This is a genomic window from Pediococcus parvulus (assembly GCF_007990205.1).
In the GTDB taxonomy this organism is placed as follows: Bacteria; Bacillota; Bacilli; order Lactobacillales; family Lactobacillaceae; genus Pediococcus; species Pediococcus parvulus.
The window spans coordinates 1-18,364 of record NZ_BJWE01000037.1 but is presented as its reverse complement, the minus strand read 5'-3'; the positions used below and the strand labels follow the sequence as shown (position 1 = coordinate 18,364).

Below are 18,364 nucleotides of genomic sequence, written 5' to 3'. Positions count from 1 at the left end.
AGCCAGTTATTAAAGGTCATGTTACAATTAAAGAGAATATAGGCCTCATATAATCGGATTTCCCGCACAAAACACTTCAAGACTACAACAATTACAAGAACAACTAAATTATCGCCTTGTAATTTTATCAAAGTTACGTGGCGCTTTTTATTGTAAGTCTCGTTGATTAATATCAATTATTAGTTGGAATTGTGTTTAATATGACATTAAGAAAGTTATCATCCTAAAGTCCATAACAACACATGCATAGGAGGTATTTAATATGCCAGAATCACAGGAGTTATCTTTATTTTATGATCAATTAGTGAAAGAAATCCAGTTGTCTCAGACAGCATGTAGTACAGCCGAAAGAGAATTCAATTCATTAACATCTTTATTTGATGATGAGTATGATAACGTAAAAATGTTCCCTCAAGGATCATATAGTTTAGGGACTACCATACGACCCTTAAACGCAGATAGGGACGATTTTGATGTAGATTTTGTTATTGCCTTTGTGGACGATGATATAGGTCCATCTGATGTAAAAGAAAACATTGGTGATGTATTAAGCAACAGTAATCGATACAAAGACAAATTTTCGGAAAAAGGAAGAGCATGGACTGTTAATTATAACAATTCACATATCGATATTGTTCCAGCAAAAATAAATAGCGCTGAAGATCTTTATATAACAGATAAAAATGATCAGGGATACTTTTTTATCAAAAGCAATCCTAAAGCATTTAAAAAATGGTTCCAAAATCAAGGAATTATCGATAAAACGGTTCATGAAAAAATTACAGAATCTATTGAACCTATTCATTCTTATCAAAGAAGAACTATATTGCAGAAAACGGTTCAAATTTTGAAATATCACAGAAATAAATTTTTCCAAACAAGGCCAGAGAAAGAGAAACCAATTTCCATGTTGATTACAACTATAGCGGCCACTCTGTACAATGGAGAAAGTGATCTGTTTCAATCCGTTTCAAATATAAGTGCTGCCATTCCACAATTTATGGAAAGCAGCAAAGGATTAGACGGAAATTACCATATCTATAATCCAATTGAAACATCAGAAGAGTTTACCGATAAATGGATAGATCATCCAGAACGTAAAGAAGCATTTATAAAGTGGGGAAATGCAGTTTACCAAGATCTAGTGAAAGCAAGCCTATGCGAAAGCCGTATTCAGTTTTCTCAACGTCTTGGCGATGTATTAGGGCAACCGGTAGTATCTGCTTATGAGCATATCGGTCAAACAAATCAGAGCGACCAAAAGTTGGGAAATATGTCTTTTGATAAAGAATCTGGATTTGTCATTGGAAGTAAAGAACATACATCCATTCCCCAAAATAACTTTTTTGGGGAGAACTAGTGCTCAAAGATGATAAAACGTAAGCCGGAGTCACTTGCTTTTTTTATTGTTAAATATTACGATTTGAAAGATGCGATAAAGGGGCAAGGAACTATAAACGTTCGCAAAAAATTTTTTAAGATAACGGCACAGATTAAACCAACCATAAACAGTGACACTTATACTGTTTGTTTTTGTTACTTTATAGGAGGAAAAATAGATGTGTGGGTAAAAGGGCTACTTCAAAAGGGAAATGGAATAGTGCCTCCACACATTTATCATAAAAATGTAAAGGAAGATAAGGTTAAGTTATGTCTTTATATGCCAAATTATCATGAATATGACAGTAATAAATTATTAACAGCCAATATTCTTCCTTGGACCTGTGAATGGCTTTATTTTTACGAACTATTTTTAATAACAAAAAATTGGTTTGGAAATGGAATTCATCCTAAATGATTAGGAAATGCGATGTAAAAATGTCAAAAGACTTAAAGAAATTTATAATGGTTGATATTCTACCACCTCTTGGTACCTATCTTTTTGGGGGACTTATATATATTATTTTAATATTTATTTTGCACCTACCAATTATCAAAATAATCTCTGATTTTACATCACTAACTGCGTCTGACTTGAACACAGTTAATGACATATTTACTAGATTTAAATTGACGACAAATATTGTCTTGTTGTTTGTATTCCTTTATTTTTCTTTTAGAAGGGTTAAAAAGAATAATGAAAATAAGGTTTTTCATGCTAATGGTTTGGGATATGTCAATTTTTCGTATGGGCTATTAACATTTCTCGGGTTCATTTTTGGATACAGTCATATTAATGTGATTAATCTCCCTATATGGATCCAATTTAAAGTTTATAAATCAGCTTTTTGGACTCCAGAATATGATAACCTCCCTTCCAGGAATGATGAAGTGTCTTTAACACACGGAAAACTACATGGTGGAGAGGTAGCAAATTTACAATTAGTTGACACATATCCACTATCAGGTAAAATTCCACAGAGTTTTAATTGTTATGATACTTGGGTCATAGAGCGAACCAACCATGGGGAACGCTCATACAATGAAGATTTTATAAAAAAGTCTACAGAAGCTATTCAAGATATATCCCAAAGAGGGTACACAACGATAAATATGTTTGCCTCAACTAATCCGATGCATAATTCAAAAATTGTTAAAGAAAATTTTCGAATGGATGTTAGAACTAGAAAAATTAGTGTTATAGTTTATCAGTCGATTGGTCCTAATCATGTATATATGGAAGCACATAAAATATAGTATTAGGCAGAGACTGTTTAAAATCTAATTCGAAAGGCTTAAATCCAATGCTAAATAGGCAAATAATGGAGATCTAAGGCTTTATAGCTTCTTTGTCTTTTTAAATAATGGTTTGTGAATTTCTTGTAGTGGGATTAGTCAACCAGAATCAACCGTAGGTATGCTTTCACTGGTGATACAACCGTTCAGTAGCGATAGGAAAATATTGACCGCCGTAGGTACCACGCCGTAATTCACGAGAAATGGTTGTGGGGTATCGCTTCAGCAACCGCGCAATCCAACGGATTGTAAAATGTAAACCATGATACAGAAAAATTAATTGACGTTCCTGTATGGCAAGGTGATAGTGAAAGTTTATATCTGAGTTTCTCCATTAATTCACCTGCTACAAATCTAACTTAAAATAGTCGAAATTCAGTTATAGTCATGCTATAATACAGATAGAAAAAGGAGCCCTGCGTGAACAGGGCTTCCCATGTAGAGCCGTTTAAGACGGTGACATAATTTAACGTTATTAAATAACCGCTAGCTTGCCAGAGCTAAGGCGGTTATTTTTTTTGCTGACTTCTGATCAGCTCAACAATTAACGCGATTAAGGCTACGATAAACGTACCGAAAGCCAGCATTAATTGTAAAGAGTCCGACACGGACACTTAGGCTACTCCTTTCATTGGGATTTATGGGCTTTAAAGGTTTTACACCATAAGCACCACCTCCGATCGGAAATAGCCACCGCCTTAACTTCTCTACAAGGAACCATTATACAGGGAATCTGTATCATTATCCAAGCTTTAAAACAAATTCACTTGATTGCTATATTACTAGTGAGAACCAATTTAAAAAGATTAATTTTCAGGTTAATCCTTATATTACTAGTAGGACACGGACGAAATTTGAAGGAAGGTTTTAAAACTTGGTGACGTAGAACAGTAAGGCACCTGATAATCCCCAAAACAATAATGCAAATGCAAGCAAATAAGAAAGAAGATTTTATAATATGGTGAAAGTTATACAATTGTTTATAGGTCAATCATGGGAATTCATTTTAAATATAATCCAATGGATTAGCATTCATATATCGGTAGGTTGGTTAGCATTCGGATTAACATTGATAACATTTCTAAGAAATAGTCACAAGAAACTAAGGCAATCTTTTGAATACTCCTCAGGAAGTAATGATTTTGAGACGGCTATTGTTGTATATAATGACAGTGTAGGAACAGAGGCTTCTCAACTGCTAGGGATAATGGTTACAAACAGGAAGTTCTATCTATATCGTAAGTTATTACCATACATCATTAGAACGAAGCTTAGGTTTTACAAGGACAATAATAGTAAGACTATACACACAACAAAGTCTTGGGTATATCACATACTTTCTAAGAACTTTAAAAATCAAGATGAAGATAAAGGAATATACCCTTACCTTGAAATGGTGAATATCCAAAATGGTGATGAAATCACAGAAACTGGTTTTATTCTTATCAAAAGCCATGAAATGAGAACTATCATTATTCCAAAAGACCACTTTTTAGACGCAGTTAGGAATCGCCTTATGTTTAATCACAAAGCTCTAAAGCGATTTGTTAATAAAAAGCCTGTTTATATTTATTTTATATATCAAACTATGAGCGGAACAGTAAAGGAATTTGTTCTTGAAACTGATTATCAAGACGCTTTGGGAAAAGATTTAGATATAGAAGCTCTAGCAAACACGCTTGCTGCTCAAGATTAAGGGGTTAATGGAACATCCATACGAAAAGTAGCGGTAGGAAGCCGAACACTCAGAATGTTTGTTATCTGAATATACGGTTTTCTACCGCTATTTTAAAATTCGTATTGGTTACGGACCTACTGATTCCTCAGAGGTTACCGACTTTTGCTAAGTCAATAATCTGCTGCTCAATTTGATCTCTGACCTTCCGAAAAACTACTATTCTATCCTGTTCGGATCCAGCTGCTAAAGCCGGGTCTGGAAGTGGCCAATGCTTTTTCTTGACCGTTGGTGGGGTGACTGGACAGCGATCACGAGCGTCTCCACATAAGGTGACAACTAGGTCACTGTGAAGCAAATAATCGGGATCAATTAACTTTGATGTTTGCTGGGAAATATCTATTCCTTTTTCAGCCATAACTTTAACAGCCAATGGATTCAAGCCATGCACCTCGACTCCCGCACTGGCAACGCGCCAATCATTGCCTAAAATTTTTTTAGCGAATCCTTCAGCCATTTGACTTCGACAAGCATTTCCAGTACATAGAAAATAAATTTGTGTCATCATTAATCCTCCATCTAAACTATTAGTGAACCAAAGCAGCTACTAAATCCATGTCTAAGTAACTGCTAAACTCGTTAATGGTTGGGTATTCACCGGTTTTTACCAACTGACCATCCACTAACGTAATTGGTAAAGCATTTATACCCTGACGTTTTAGTTCTTGGGCAACAATCGGATTTCGAACAAAGGCATCGGGGTTCTGGGCTAAATTACGACGAATGAACATGGCCTGCCCCTGTGCATTCACACTGACATACCGCTGAATGGCCGTTGTTTGAATCAATTCCTTATCAACGCTGGGACCACAAACACCGGTTGAACAACACATTGCTGGTTCAAAAAGCTCTATTTTTTTCATTCTATTCATCTCCAAAGTAATTGTGATTTATATTTTCTAACCAAAAATCGATAATGATAACCAGAGGCCACATAGGGTAATAAACAACACTGGGATCGTGGTTACAATTCCAATTTTAAAATAAGTCCCCCATTTAATTTTAACTCCCTTTTGAGCTAACACATGTAGCCAGACTAATGTAGCCAAAGAGCCAATTGGGGTAATCTTAGGTCCCAAATCTGAGCCGATTATGTTTGCGTACACTAACGTATGATGGATGAGCCCTGAAACGTCAGCGCCTTTGATTGATAGTGCATTAATCATGACGGTCGGCATGTTATTCATTAATGACGATAAAAGTGCTGCTAAGTAGCCCATGCCCATTGTGGCAGCAAACCGACCACCTTTTGCGATTTCGGTAATGACACCTGATAATAATGTTGTTAGACCAACGTTCTGAAGGCCGTAGACTACGACATACATACCGATTGAGAAAAAGACAATGTTCCAAGGAGCTCCTTTAATCGCTGCCATCGCATTAACATGGGAACTTCTTTGACCAACTATCAGAAAAATAGCCGCAATACTCAGTGCGATAAAGGAGACGGGGATTCCTAAGAAACCGCTACTAAAGTAACCAATCAATAGGAGGATTAAGACGACCCATGAAAACTTGAAAAGTCGCTGATCTTTTAGTGCAGAACTGGGTTCCGCAACCTGAGTGGCATCAAATTTTCGTGGCAATGCTTTTCGAAAGTAAAGATACAGGATACCAATACTACCTAACAGCGAAAATAGATCAGGAATCCACATTCTTAACGCATACGCTGAAAAGGAAATTCCAAAAAAGTCTGCAGAGACAATATTTACCAAGTTACTAACAATCATTGGTAAAGAAGTGGTATCGGCAATAAAGCCACTGGCAATAATAAAAGGGAAAACTTGCTTTTCATCAAAGTGTAAGGCACGAACCATTGCTAAAACAATGGGGGTAAGAATCAGAGCAGCCCCATCATTAGCAAAAAGGGCAGCAACGACGGCGCCTAAGGTGGTCACCAAAATAAACATGCGAATACCGTGACCGTTTGCCCAGCGAGCCATGTGTAAGGCGGCCCATTCAAAAAATCCGATTTGATCTAAAATGAGTGAAATCAGAATAATAGCCACGAAAGATAAGGTGGCATTCCAGACAATTCCGGTAACTGTTCCAACATCTTTAAAACTCACCACGCCAAACAATAATGCTAAAATTGCACCACCAACGGCTGTCCATCCAATTGATAATCCTCTAGGTTGCCAGATAACGAATAATAATGTGAGTAAGAAAATTCCAACGGCAAAAAAGACTTGCATGATACCTCCTAAACTGATTAATTATTTTTTTCCTTTAATTAATTAAACCGTTAAAAGCGTTTTTTCGTAATTTGGTTGCCATTGCATAACAGCAAAATGATTATTCGAAAGCTCTTTTACCTGATCAATCCATTTAACTTCGCTTTGCACTCGAGCCAGCAAACATGGATCAGTGGTTTGAGTTGCCAACATACTTTGGTTGACCACCCACCAAGTATGAGCTAGACTGGCTCGCTTCAAATCGTCATCTAACCGCATTGATTCATAAACCGGCGTGGCTTCTGGTAGCGTTACCATAACAATTTCAGTTTGCTTAGGATCTTGTAGTCTTGGTAACAGATTAACGACTGCTTGTGGGACGCTGCCGGAGGTATGGGCAACTTCTTGAGCATAGCTTTGGGTCGAGTTTAACAGTAAGAGTGTATGACCAGTCGGAGCCGTATCAACCACAACGACGTCACTATCATTTTGGGCGACTAACTCAGCAAAAGCTCGGAAGACAGCAATTTCTTGAGTACATGGTGAACGCAAATCTTCAGCGACATAATCAACATCATTAGACTTCATGGTCTTTTTAGCAGTAGTGAGAACTTCGTTTTGATATTCTTTTAAAGACTTTTTCTCATCAATATGGCTCACCTTGATCAGCGGACTTGTGATTTTGAAGTATTTCAAATGATCAGCTGGGTCAGTGGTAGCCAAGTGCACGGTTTTGTGTTGAGCAGCTATCTTTTGGGCAATTTGAACGGCAACGGTTGTTTTACCAACGCCACCTTTGCCCATGGTGAAGATAATTTTTTTATTTGACTGCACTAAATTCTTCACGACAACATCCAGATCAGGAAAGTGACTAGCAGTAACCGGTTCCTCAGTGATTTGCGGCTGCTGGTCTTTCAATAGTAGTCGTAAATTAGCTAATCCCAATACGTTGTATGCTCGCAATGGGATTGCTAACTTGGGTAGCTGGTCTAAAGTGACTGGCATATTCTGCAAATCAGCTTGCTGTTGTTTAAAAATAGTCTGAGAAACTGCGTCGGTTGGCTGATTTAAGATACCGTTAATGATTAGTTGCTGGTTCTTAATGTTTAAGGCTGCCAACTCATGTGAAGCGCGTTGTGCCTCCAGAAGGGCGCCTTTTTGTGGTCGGGTAACTAAAAACAAAGTCGTCGCTTGAGGATTGCCTAAAGTTTCAACCGCTTTTTGATACATAGCTTTCTTATCATTTAAGCCAGCTAGTTGGCCGAGACAGGATGCACCACGATCATTCTTATCCAGGTAATTACTCCAAGCAGAAGGCAATTGCAGCATTCTTAAGGTATGGCCGGTCGGCGCGGTATCAAAAATAATATAGTCAAATTGCTGATTAATCTTGGAACTAGTTAGAAAGTTGGCAAATTCATTAAATGCAGCAATTTCAACCGTACACGAGCCTGATAATTGTTCAGCCATATTCTGAATGGCTTCTTTGGGCAACACGCCTCGATAAGGTTGAATAACCTGCTCGCGATACTCGTTCGCAGCAATGACCGGATCAAAGTTGGCAGCAAACAAACCGGAAATGTTTGGAATCGGCTTTGGCTGATTGGTTAAACTAACTTTAAAAACGTCCTGCAAGTTACTAGCTGGATCAGTGGAAACGATCATAACTCGGTGACCAGCATCAGCTAAGCTAATTGCAGTGGCACTGGCAACCGTGGTTTTGCCAACCCCACCCTTGCCGGTAAAAAATAGGTACTTGGTTAAATTAATCTCTTGTGGCGAATACTTTTCCATCATTTTTCAGCTCCTTACATAGACACGCGCCTATGTATTGCTTAAAAAAACTTAATTGGCAACATCTTTTTCACAATCAGACCGTTGGCAAAGGCAGTGCTCATCAGCGGCTAACAGTTGGTCGGTATTCTGTTTAAACTCTTGGACAAACCTTTTTTGTAGGGAATAGTGTTGCCATTTCCCATCCTTTACCGCAAACACAATACCTGCATTTTGCAAAACCTTCATATGATGAGACAAAGTGGGTTGAGAAAAATCAAAATGCTGGAGGATATCACAAGCACAAAGTGATCCACATGAAAGCAGATCAATGATTTTTAGGCGGTTCGGGTCAGCCATTGCTTTTAGCATTTGAACGTAATTTTGATAATCCATTTTTTCTCCTTCCATTACATAGACGATCATCTATGTATAGTATAAGAGCTACTCCAATGGCTTGTCAACTTTGTTAAAACTAAAGGTCGTAAATCTTTTTTGGAATCCATAATATTTAGAAGTCAGTTGTGAGAAGCAGATGGGTCATCTTTTCTTTTAAGCTTTTTTAGTTTTAACCGATTCACTTCGCGGTAAAAAGTTCCTGAGGAAATTTGGTTGGTGGCCAAAATTTCTTTAACTGAATAGTCACCACTTTGATACATCCGAATGGCAATATCCAACTTTTCTTGGGCGATTCGTGGTCGGCCAACTGTCACGCCACGCCGACGACTGGCCGCAATCCCTTCTTTAACCCGATCAGCTAATAAATTCCGCTCCAGTTCCGCAATCACACTCATCATTTGCAGCATGGCTCGACCAGTTGGGGTCTCGGTGTCCATCTGCTCCTTTAAAGAAACAAACTTAATTTGTTTTTGGTGCAGTAATTGAATCAGATTTAAAATGTCCAACGTATTGCGGCCCAAGCGGGAAATACTTTCAACGACCACGACATCATGAGCCCGAATGGTTTGGAGAAGCTGGGTAATTCCCGGTCTTCTTTGCCGGGTCCCGGTAAACTTTTCTTGAATGATTTTTTCGGCACCATAAGCCATTAATTGATCAATTTGGCGATTGAGATTCTGATCATCTTTTGAAACCCGTGCATATCCAATAATCATGAGTGACTCCTTAGTTTTTTGATAGCCAGGGTAAATTTAGCTATCTTTTGGCAATGGTTTATTATAAACTTTTTGATAATGAGTTTTTGAAAACTCAAAACCCGGTTAAATCAACCTAATCAAAGTATAGCGAAACCTTTCCAAAAACTATAGTTTTTTAAAAACATTGGAGAATAATATGCCGACTAACCCGCATCACCAACAAAGCTTCGGAACTTTTGAGGGCATCTCTTCTGCCGATCAACTGCGGCTGTATTTTCAATTAACTGATTTTGATCGCGCGTTAATTGATGAAATGCGTTCCGCAACGACTAAATTAGGCTTTGCCGTTCAATTGAGCTCAGTTAGATTTTTAGGAACTTTTCCAACTAATCTACAACAAGTCCCAGCTGAGGTAATTGATTATTTAGCTAAACAGTTAACTATTGATGGTCGGGCATTAGCAGGCTACACGCGAAAAATGACCATTAGCCAACATATGGCGCTGATTAAGCGAAAATATCATTATCAAGCCTTTACTGATCCCGCGGTCAAAGCGAGCCTGAACGACTGGCTGCTTGAGCGAGCGCGTTTTACAAACGAAACCGAAAAACTACTTTTTGATATGCTGCTAAAAAAATGTTTGGATGAAAAAATTCTCTTACCAGGGGTGACCACCTTTGAACGCTTTGTTAATGGGGTCACGGAGGTTGCCGCCGACCTTTTGGATAGTCAATTAGTGGCCGTCCCTTCAGCGGAAGAAACGGACCGACTTTTAAATCTGTTAACTGCCGTTGGGGAACCCATCTATGGGGCCACCATTAAAATGGATCTCTTAAGAAATCCTTTGATGGATGAAAGCCGCAAAGAAATTAACCGTGGCTTTACTCGATTAAAACAGTTTCAACAATTTAAAACTGAGGATTGGCAATTAGGCGCAATTCCAGCAGGAAAGTTAAAGAATCTGGCCAACTATGCTTTTAAAGCCAAGGCCAGTCTGATTAAACGGATGTCCGTCAAAAGACAAACGGCGTTATTGGTCGCTTTTGTTTCCGAGTATCGCAAACGAGCGATGGATGAACAATTACTAGCTCTTTCACGCTTCTACGAGACGCTTTTTAAACGGGCCAAAAATAAAGAAGCCAAGGAACGGCTGCGAACCATTAAAGATTTTGATCATGCAGCTTTAACGCTCTCCCAGATTGTCAGGTTATTGATGGACGAAACGATCAGCAGTCAAGATCTCAGAAACAAAGTTTTAGCAACTTATCCACCTGAAATAATTGAGTCAGCCGTTACCCAGGTTAATCAGTTAGTGCGTAATGAGCGAGAACCAATTGCCATTGAAGAACTGTTAAATGCTTATCGAAAATTCCGGAAATTCATTCCGGATATTTTAGCCACTATTGTTTTTGAAGGGACTACCACTGGCCAAGATTGTCTGATGGTTTGGGAGTTTATTCGCCAACGGTTTCCGCGCCCGGTTACCTATCGGATGTTTGAACAGATCGTCGAAAAACTACCGAAAAAATGGCGTTATTATATTCGTGAGAACCCCCAAGTAACCAATCAGTGTGTGTTGATTGCCGGCATCGAGCTTCTGGTTCATGGTCTTAAGCGTCATGATATTTACGTCCGGCAAAGTAATCGCTATCTTGATCCCATGGCCTGCTTAATTGATAAGTCTACTTGGCGTCAACAAAAGGCCGTTTTGATTCAACAACTTGATTTACCGCAGACTGGTCAAGCAGCCGTTGAAGCGGTGAAACAGGATTTAGCTTTATCCTATGCCGAGGCCCTAAAAAATTGGGCTGATTCAGAAATGGCCCAGGTCAAAGAGGTTGACGGCCAAGAAAAAATTATTGTGGCCAAATTACGCAAAGTCCGTGAACAAAAGGACGAAGCGGCCTTTAAAAGTCGGGTTCGGCATTTAATTCCCAAAATTGATTTATCGGATATTCTCTTGGAGGTTAACCAACAGTTACAGTTAACACAATGTTTTAGTCACGTTAGTGAAAGTGGGACGAAGATGAAACACGTTGATATTAGTATTTTAGCGGTTTTATTAGCTGAGGCTTGTAACATTGGCCTTTCGCCAGTGGCTAAAAACAGTTCAAATAGTCTAAAATACGATCGGTTAATGTACGTGGACCATCAATACTTGCGAATTGATACCCTTGCCGCCGCCAATCGCCGCATTATTAACGCGCATAAAAAATTAAAAAGTGCGCTCATCTGGGGCGACGGTCAAATGGCTTCGGCCGATGGCATTCGTTACGTTACCCCCCAAAGGTCTTTATATTCTCGTAGCAATCCAAAATACTTTGGCCGCGGTCGCGGGGTTACTTTTTACAATTTTGTTTCTGATCAATATATCGGCTTTCATGGCATGGTGGTTGCAGGGACCTTACGAGATTCTCTCTACCTATTAGAAGGCTTTTTAAATCAAGGCAGCAGTTTGGAACCCACTCAGATTATGACCGACACCGCCGGTTATAGCGATTTAGTCTTTGGCTTATTTGGCCTATTAGGTTTTCAGTTCAGTCCCCGAATTGCTAATAGTCAGGGAACCAAGCTATGGCGGATTGATTCGACCGCTGATTATCAAGTCTTAAATGGGGTGTCTCAAAACCGCATTAATTTAAGGTTGATTGAAGAACATTGGGAGGATATTTTACGCGTGGCCGGTTCGTTAAAGTCTGGTAAGGTCAATGCGACAGAATTAACTCAGGCCTTGCAACGTGAAGGCCACCCAACCGCTTTGGGTAAAGCGATTACTGAATACGGCAAAGTCTATAAAACGAAACATCAATTACGCTATCTTTCAGATGAGATTTATGCGCGTCAAATTTTGGAACAGCTAAATAAAGGTGAAGCTCGGCACGCGCTTTGTCGAAACATCTTTTATGGTCGGAAAGGGAAGCTTTATCAAACGTATTTTGATGGTATGGAAGAACAACTAAATGCTCTCAGTTTAGTCACGAATGCCATTATTTATTGGAATACCGTTTACCTGGAAAAGATTGTGACGCAGATGCAATCAGAAGGGTTTGATTGTTCTGACGACATGATCGGCAAATTATCGCCACTGATGTTTGAACACATTAACTTTGTCGGTAAGTACACGTTCCAATATAATGAAGCGTTAGAAAATGGTCATTTAAGACCATTGGATGAAGCAGACGAAAAATAAGATTGTTCGGTTTTTAAAGTCTACCGCTACTTTTCGTACGAATGTTCCAGAGCTCTTTTTAAATAAAGCCAATATAAAAAATCATAAACGCTGTTAAATCAACGTTTCTGATTTTTTGTTCGGGATCCTACCGCTACTTTTCGTATGGATGTTCCATTGACCCCTAGGTGATTAGATGAAAAGTAAACTCTTAAATGCCATTAAAGCAAGCTGGCCGTATTTACTAACGCTAATCATTGGCTTGTATTTAGCGGAGATTTTAGCTGGCTCTGTCATGGCCTTGTCCCGTTATAAGCTAACCTTTGCGGATCATATGCCAACCGTATTAAAACAATTAGCTTTACACCCTTGGCACTATTACAACTTATATTTAGGCCAAAAGAACCCGGTACTAATTATTGTCAGTGTCGCCGTGATCCTATACACCATCTATTTTGCTTTGAAACGAAACAGCAAACATAAAGCGTGGGAAACTGCGGACACTGAAACTCACGGGAGTGCGACCTGGGGTGATCTAAAAGAATTGAGTAACCATTACTTTAGTATCAATGCCAAAGACCTGACAACAGCGTTTAACAACAGTACCAAGGCAGCAGTTCTCAAATCATTAGTCGACCGTGAGAAATCATCGAAGGGGGCAGATTAACATGAATGGCACAATTTTAGGAATCGTGGATAAGCAGGCTGTTTATCAGAACAACTCAACCAAACCCAACCGGAATATTTTTGTGGTCGGGGGTCCCGGTTCGTATAAGACCCAATCAGTCGTGATTACCAACCTGTTTAACGAAACGGAGAACAGTATTGTCGTCACCGATCCGAAAGGTGAATTATACGAAAAAACGGCCGGGGTTAAGTTAGCCCAAGGTTATCAAGTGCATGTCGTCAACTTTGCCAACATGACGCACAGTGACCGCTATAATCCCTTTGATTATATTCAACGGGATATTCAAGCCGAAACCGTCGCCACTAAGATCGTCCAAAGTGAGAATGCGGAAGGTAAGAAAGACGTGTGGTTCAGTACCCAACGGCAACTTTTGAAGGCACTAATTCTGTTTGTCATGAACCACCGGTCGCCAGAGCAACGGAACTTGGCGGGCGTAACCCAAGTCTTACAGGAAAATGATGTGGAAGCCGAAGAAAAGGGCACAGATAGTCCGTTAGATACCTTGTTCCTGGATTTGAAAATGTCCGATCCAGCGAGACGTGCTTATGAATTAGGTTTTAAAAAGGCGAAAGGGGAAATGAAAGCCAGTATTATTGAGAGCTTGCTGGCAACCATTTCGAAGTTTGTCGATCAAGAAGTGGCCGACTTTGCCAGCTTTTCAGATTTTGATTTAAAAGAGATTGGCAATACTAAGGTTGTCCTATACGTGATTATTCCGGTGATGGATAACACTTACGAAAGCTTCATCAATCTGTTTTTCTCACAATTGTTTGATGAATTATACAAATTAGCTGCCGATCATCACGCTAAATTACCCCATCAAGTCGATTTTATCCTTGATGAATTTGTTAATTTAGGGAAGTTTCCGAAGTATGAAGAGTTCCTGGCAACTTGCCGGGGGTACGGTATTGGTGTGACGACCATTTGCCAGACCTTAACCCAGCTGCAAGCCTTGTACGGCAAGGATAAAGCCGAAAGTATCTTAGGGAATCACGCCGTTAAAATCTGCTTGAATGCGGCTAACGACGTGACCGCTAAATACTTTAGTGATTTGTTAGGTAAATCAACCGTTAAAGTCGAAACGGGAAGTGAGAGTACCAGTCATAGCAACGAAGAGAGCCATAGCAAAAGCGATAGTTACAGCTATACGAGCCGTTCGCTCATGACGCCCGACGAAATCATGCGTATGCCCGAAGATCGGAGTTTATTAATCTTTAGTAATGCGCGGCCGGTCAAAGCTACAAAAGCGTTCCAATTTAAACTATTTCCTGGCGCCGATCATTTGGTTAACTTGTCACAGAACGAGTATCAAGGCCAACCAGAAGCCAGTCAAGAAACTAATTTTAAAAACAAGGTAGATAAGTGGAATCAGACAGTTAAAGCACAGCACCAAGCCAAAAAAGCCGATCAGACAACTGATGATGAGGAAGACAAATTGCAGGACAACATCGATCAAGAATTAGAGACTAGACATAAGAAAATGCTGGGATAAGGATTATAGAGGGAGAGTAACTTATGAAATCATATAGGAAATATATAATCGCTGTAATGACAGTATTGCTGATTGCGGTTGGCCTAACTGCTTGTGGAAAGTCAACTGCACAAGATCTCCAGAGTCATCAATGGACGTTTGACTCTAGCAAAGGTGATGGTTTAGCCGCAACTGCCAAGTTTACTAAAAGCAATCTAACGCTAACCGAGGCTGGGTTTAGTGAAGTTTACACGTACGAGCTAACTAACAGTGGCAGAAATGAACAAATAAAATTTATTGGTAAGAATAGCGTTTCTGGAAAACAAGAGACTCGCTTATTTAAAATGGCAAACAAAATTAATTGTGATATTATGATCATGTAGCATATATTGATTGTTTTAACATCGATTTTATGTGTTGAGGAGGCTTTTTATGAAAAAACGAAAAATAACAGTTTTAAGCAGTTTTTGCTTGTTCGTAATAGGAATCAGCCTCATGTTTTTACTTCCAAGTACAGTGCTCGCAAAGTCAGAAGGAAAAGTGGTGAATGTAAAATTAACCACCGCATTAAAATTGCTCAAACAAAAGAAAAGAAAGATAACGTATGTCCTCTATGCTTCTAGATACTGCATTCATTGTCAAAAAATGAAAAAGATTTACCGACAAGCTATTGCTAAGCATCCTAACAAGGAAATCTTTAAAGTCGATTTAGCTAACGAACCTAATTCTAGCTATAAAAAATTAAAGGGACTGCATGTAAATGCTATACCAACTTTAATAAAATACAATGGCACCCATGAGGTTACACGTTTAGTTGGAGAATCCAAAATTTCAGTAGTAGACAAGTTCTTACAATAAGGGTTCCTTAAAAATTAGAGGAGTTGTTGATTATGAGTAAGGCAAAACATTTTAAAAAAATATTTATCGGACTACTAATGTGCTCAGTTACTGTATTACTTGGCTCGTTCTTATTCCCAATTAATGGTTCGGCTAAAACTAGAGTTGGATCTTATTACCATAATTTAAATACAGAGCTTAAATATTCAAACTTGAGTGCAAAGGTTTCGTCTTTGAGCTCAAGCAATGCACAGCAAGATGTTTCTAATTTAAATAAAAGTGAGAAAATAAATAACTATTTAAATAATATAAAAAAACGTGGTTATACCAATGACCAAGACGCAGTCACACCATATAATTATCGTGCAACATCCTCAGTAGATCCTTCTATATCAACGGATGTTGTTTATAATGTTTACAAAAATAATGACAAAAATACTACAATATTAACTCAAACGGTTGTTGATAAGAGCAATAATAAGGTTGTAAGCTTCTCTGCTGAGCAAGGTACTACTAAGAGCACATCACCAAAAACCGAATTTTCCGCCTCAAACAATGAACTGAATCAAATTAATATTCTGGCGAAAAAAAAGACAAAGCATTTTAAATTTCATGGCAAAGAATTTTCATGCGGTATGGCTGGTGTGTTAGCTTGTGGTTCCTATTGTGCAGTTTGGGCTGCCGTAAATGGCATCGCAGGTTTAGCTTGCGCTGTCGTGTGTGGCGCTGCATCAGAAGGTGCATGTGCAATGAATCATTAATAAGAGGCAATTTTTATGAAAAAATATGAGAAAAATTTACTCTTTTACACGACTAAAAGTTTACCCATTTCGGGAATAATTGTTTCTGCAGGTGCTCTATTATATTTTGTTATTTATCAAAATAACTATACATGCGCAGCTGTTTTATATTCATTTATTCCGTTAATTGGCACTGTTCTAATTGCATTACCTTTCTGGATCCTTGTATATCGAATTAAGAAAGGTAATTCTCATTGATAAATAAAACCTATCTAAAGATAAATTACAAGTTCTAATGCTACACTTCAAGAAATTAAAGATGATTTATAAAAAAGTTCCAATGTAGACTTTTACATTGTCCGCAAGATAAAAGTCTACATTGGAACTATGTTAACTTTTAAAGTTTACCTGCGTGCTTTGAAAAAATACCCAATATTTGAATGTCTTGCTATGCGTTTTCCTATCTATCCGATTTATCAACAAATTCCATTATTTTAATCGCAATCACGGTTGGCAATCCGATCACTAACAGCTCGATACAAATCACCAAAAAGCTAGTAAGTATCGCCCCAATACATCTAACGGCGCCCCAACCCGTTAATTCAGGGTGCCAAGTGTCCCAAATCGACTTAAGGCCGGATCCGTGCAGCACCATCGGTACAATAACCCACATTAATAGCCCCAAGGTCGCCAGCAGCGTGATAATCCCCATCACCATAACAATAATGGTAATTGTCCGTTGTAAGGTACTCTTTTCAAGTTGGATGTAAGCTGATTCCTGAGACAACTTTTAAGAGAGCGTATAATGAATAAATCGTCTCTCAAAAGGAAGGAATTTTTACATGCCAACTCGTTACGACAAAGAATTCAAACAAAACATCATCAACCTATATAAACAAGGCGAATCAGCCGCCCAACTGGCCAGAGAATATGGCATTGGCTATTCAACCGTTCATAAGTGGATCCAGGGCCAAGCCAAAACTCAATCCGGTAAATCGCCAGACGAAATTAAAGCGATGGAAAAGCGGCTGGCTTCCCTGTCTGAGGAGAACGAAATCCTAAAAAAAGCCCTCGGCTTCCTTGCGCAGAGATAACCGATATCTTTGATTATATCCAACAAGAAAGCCAAAATTACCAGGTAACTAAGATGTGGCGAGTCATCGGGGTTTCAAGAGCGCATTACTATCGCTATAAAGCCCACAGGCCCTCAAAAAGAAGTCTGGAAGACAAAGATCTGAAACAGCTTTTAGAAAAGGCCATTAGGGTATACCCTATTGGTCTTTTTTATTTCTGTGCTATACTAGGAATTACAAGTGTTCATTAGAACTGTCCAAAAGGAGAATTGGAAATGGCTAAAATCGGTTATGCGCGTGTGAGTTCCAAGGAGCAACATTTAGATCGACAGTTAGCGGCTTTAAAAGACGTTGATAAATTATTTACGGATAAATTAAGTGGGGCTAACACTAATCGGCCAGAACTGCAAAAAATGCTGGCCTATATTCGTGAGGGTGATATTGTAATGGTCACTGAATTAGATCGCTTAGGCAGAAACAACCATGATTTGACTAAGATCATGAACTCCATTCAAAATAAGGGTGCCACCCTAGATGTGTTGAATTTACCGTCCATAACAGGGATTGCTGACCCCAATTTACGTCAACTCATGACCAACCTCATTATTGAACTTTATAAATACCAAGCTGAAAGTGAACGTAAGCGGATCATTGAGCGTCAGCAACAAGGGATTTCCCTAGCCAAACAGCAGGGCAAATATCATGGTCGCAAGCCTCAATACGCTGAAGATGATCCCCGTTTGTTACATGCCTTTAAACTTTATCAAAATGGTATGAGCGATGTGGATGTGGCTCGAAATACTGGGATTAAGCGGACAACCTTTATTCGGTATCGAAAGAAATTCAGTGTGTATAGATAAATTTCTCATTAAATAAGCAGGGCAGTGAAGAAAAAATTTAAATAGGAGTGAAATAACAGATATATGGAAAT

20 protein-coding genes are annotated in these 18,364 nt (G+C 38.8%); 12 read left to right on the top strand and 8 right to left on the bottom strand.

The features are described from left to right. The first annotated feature begins 262 nt into the window (after window positions 1–262). The 3 genes from PPA04_RS07505 to PPA04_RS07495 are packed head-to-tail and all read left to right on the top strand — an operon-like array spanning window position 263 to window position 2,637. Window positions 263–1,360 (top strand): nucleotidyltransferase domain-containing protein, encoded by a 1,098-nt coding sequence (locus PPA04_RS07505; protein WP_057784767.1) that lies wholly within the window; start codon window positions 263–265, stop codon window positions 1,358–1,360. 9 nt (window positions 1,361–1,369) lie between these two features. Then, a complete protein-coding gene (locus PPA04_RS07500; RefSeq protein ID WP_057784766.1) occupies window positions 1,370–1,798 on the top strand; it encodes a type II CBASS E2 protein in 429 nt (142 codons plus the stop codon). Window positions 1,799–1,818: 20 nt separating this feature from the next. Continuing rightward, complete coding sequence (locus tag PPA04_RS07495; protein WP_138428961.1) at window positions 1,819–2,637, top strand: hypothetical protein; 819 nt, start codon at window positions 1,819–1,821, stop codon at window positions 2,635–2,637. Window positions 2,638–2,803: 166 nt separating this feature from the next. Here PPA04_RS07495 and PPA04_RS09725 read toward each other — a convergent pair whose 3' ends face one another. Then, window positions 2,804–2,971 (bottom strand): helix-turn-helix domain-containing protein, encoded by a 168-nt coding sequence (locus PPA04_RS09725; RefSeq protein WP_260280955.1) that lies wholly within the window; start codon window positions 2,969–2,971, stop codon window positions 2,804–2,806. 214 nt (window positions 2,972–3,185) lie between these two features. Then, complete coding sequence (locus tag PPA04_RS09720) at window positions 3,186–3,263, bottom strand: putative holin-like toxin (RefSeq protein WP_229923078.1); 78 nt, start codon at window positions 3,261–3,263, stop codon at window positions 3,186–3,188. 371 nt (window positions 3,264–3,634) lie between these two features. On the opposite strand from PPA04_RS09720, the gene PPA04_RS07480 reads away from it, so the two are divergent. Beyond that, complete coding sequence (locus PPA04_RS07480; protein ID WP_057784764.1) at window positions 3,635–4,372, top strand: hypothetical protein; 738 nt, start codon at window positions 3,635–3,637, stop codon at window positions 4,370–4,372. 127 nt (window positions 4,373–4,499) lie between these two features. On the opposite strand, the gene arsC is transcribed toward PPA04_RS07480, so the two are convergent. The 6 genes from arsC to PPA04_RS07450 form a co-directional block, all read right to left on the bottom strand. After that, entirely contained in the window at window positions 4,500–4,916 is a 417-nt protein-coding gene (gene arsC, locus PPA04_RS07475; protein WP_004563097.1) for an arsenate reductase (thioredoxin), read from the bottom strand. Window positions 4,917–4,938: 22 nt separating this feature from the next. Further along, the gene (gene arsD, locus PPA04_RS07470; protein ID WP_025013532.1) at window positions 4,939–5,274 is read right to left on the bottom strand and encodes an arsenite efflux transporter metallochaperone ArsD; all 336 of its coding nucleotides are present in this window, start codon (window positions 5,272–5,274) and stop codon (window positions 4,939–4,941) included. Between the two features lie 36 nt (window positions 5,275–5,310). Beyond that, complete coding sequence (locus tag PPA04_RS07465) at window positions 5,311–6,606, bottom strand: arsenic transporter (protein WP_003582109.1); 1,296 nt, start codon at window positions 6,604–6,606, stop codon at window positions 5,311–5,313. A gap of 42 nt (window positions 6,607–6,648) precedes the next feature. Beyond that, window positions 6,649–8,379, bottom strand: coding sequence for an arsenical pump-driving ATPase (arsA, locus tag PPA04_RS07460; protein ID WP_016373382.1), 1,731 nt, complete (start codon window positions 8,377–8,379; stop codon window positions 6,649–6,651). A gap of 51 nt (window positions 8,380–8,430) precedes the next feature. Further along, the gene (locus PPA04_RS07455; RefSeq protein WP_003582114.1) at window positions 8,431–8,754 is read right to left on the bottom strand and encodes an ArsR/SmtB family transcription factor; all 324 of its coding nucleotides are present in this window, start codon (window positions 8,752–8,754) and stop codon (window positions 8,431–8,433) included. A 122-nt stretch (window positions 8,755–8,876) separates the two neighbouring features. Continuing rightward, window positions 8,877–9,473 carry a recombinase family protein gene (locus PPA04_RS07450; RefSeq protein ID WP_003582117.1) on the bottom strand — a complete coding sequence of 199 codons (597 nt, stop codon included), beginning with the start codon at window positions 9,471–9,473 and terminating at the stop codon, window positions 8,877–8,879. Between the two features lie 178 nt (window positions 9,474–9,651). On the opposite strand from PPA04_RS07450, the gene PPA04_RS07445 reads away from it, so the two are divergent. From PPA04_RS07445 to PPA04_RS07405, 8 genes are all read left to right on the top strand, one after another. Further along, the gene (locus PPA04_RS07445) at window positions 9,652–12,645 is read left to right on the top strand and encodes a Tn3 family transposase (protein WP_057784763.1); all 2,994 of its coding nucleotides are present in this window, start codon (window positions 9,652–9,654) and stop codon (window positions 12,643–12,645) included. Window positions 12,646–12,820: 175 nt separating this feature from the next. Beyond that, complete coding sequence (locus PPA04_RS07440) at window positions 12,821–13,291, top strand: hypothetical protein (protein WP_057784762.1); 471 nt, start codon at window positions 12,821–12,823, stop codon at window positions 13,289–13,291. Between the two features lies 1 nt (window position 13,292). Further along, a complete protein-coding gene (locus tag PPA04_RS07435) occupies window positions 13,293–14,804 on the top strand; it encodes a VirD4-like conjugal transfer protein, CD1115 family (RefSeq protein WP_057784761.1) in 1,512 nt (503 codons plus the stop codon). A gap of 23 nt (window positions 14,805–14,827) precedes the next feature. Further along, window positions 14,828–15,166 carry a hypothetical protein gene (locus PPA04_RS07430; protein ID WP_057784760.1) on the top strand — a complete coding sequence of 113 codons (339 nt, stop codon included), beginning with the start codon at window positions 14,828–14,830 and terminating at the stop codon, window positions 15,164–15,166. Between the two features lie 49 nt (window positions 15,167–15,215). Further along, a complete protein-coding gene (locus PPA04_RS07425) occupies window positions 15,216–15,641 on the top strand; it encodes a thioredoxin family protein (protein WP_034529862.1) in 426 nt (141 codons plus the stop codon). Window positions 15,642–15,673: 32 nt separating this feature from the next. Beyond that, window positions 15,674–16,381 (top strand): putative immunity/bacteriocin fusion bifunctional protein, encoded by a 708-nt coding sequence (locus PPA04_RS07420; protein WP_034529865.1) that lies wholly within the window; start codon window positions 15,674–15,676, stop codon window positions 16,379–16,381. An 821-nt stretch (window positions 16,382–17,202) separates the two neighbouring features. Beyond that, window positions 17,203–17,454 carry a transposase gene (locus tag PPA04_RS09715; protein WP_089109983.1) on the top strand — a complete coding sequence of 84 codons (252 nt, stop codon included), beginning with the start codon at window positions 17,203–17,205 and terminating at the stop codon, window positions 17,452–17,454. A gap of 254 nt (window positions 17,455–17,708) precedes the next feature. Then, window positions 17,709–18,293: a recombinase family protein gene (locus PPA04_RS07405; protein ID WP_147206776.1), complete on the top strand. Its 585-nt coding sequence runs from the start codon at window positions 17,709–17,711 to the stop codon at window positions 18,291–18,293. Window positions 18,294–18,364: the final 71 nt, after the last annotated feature.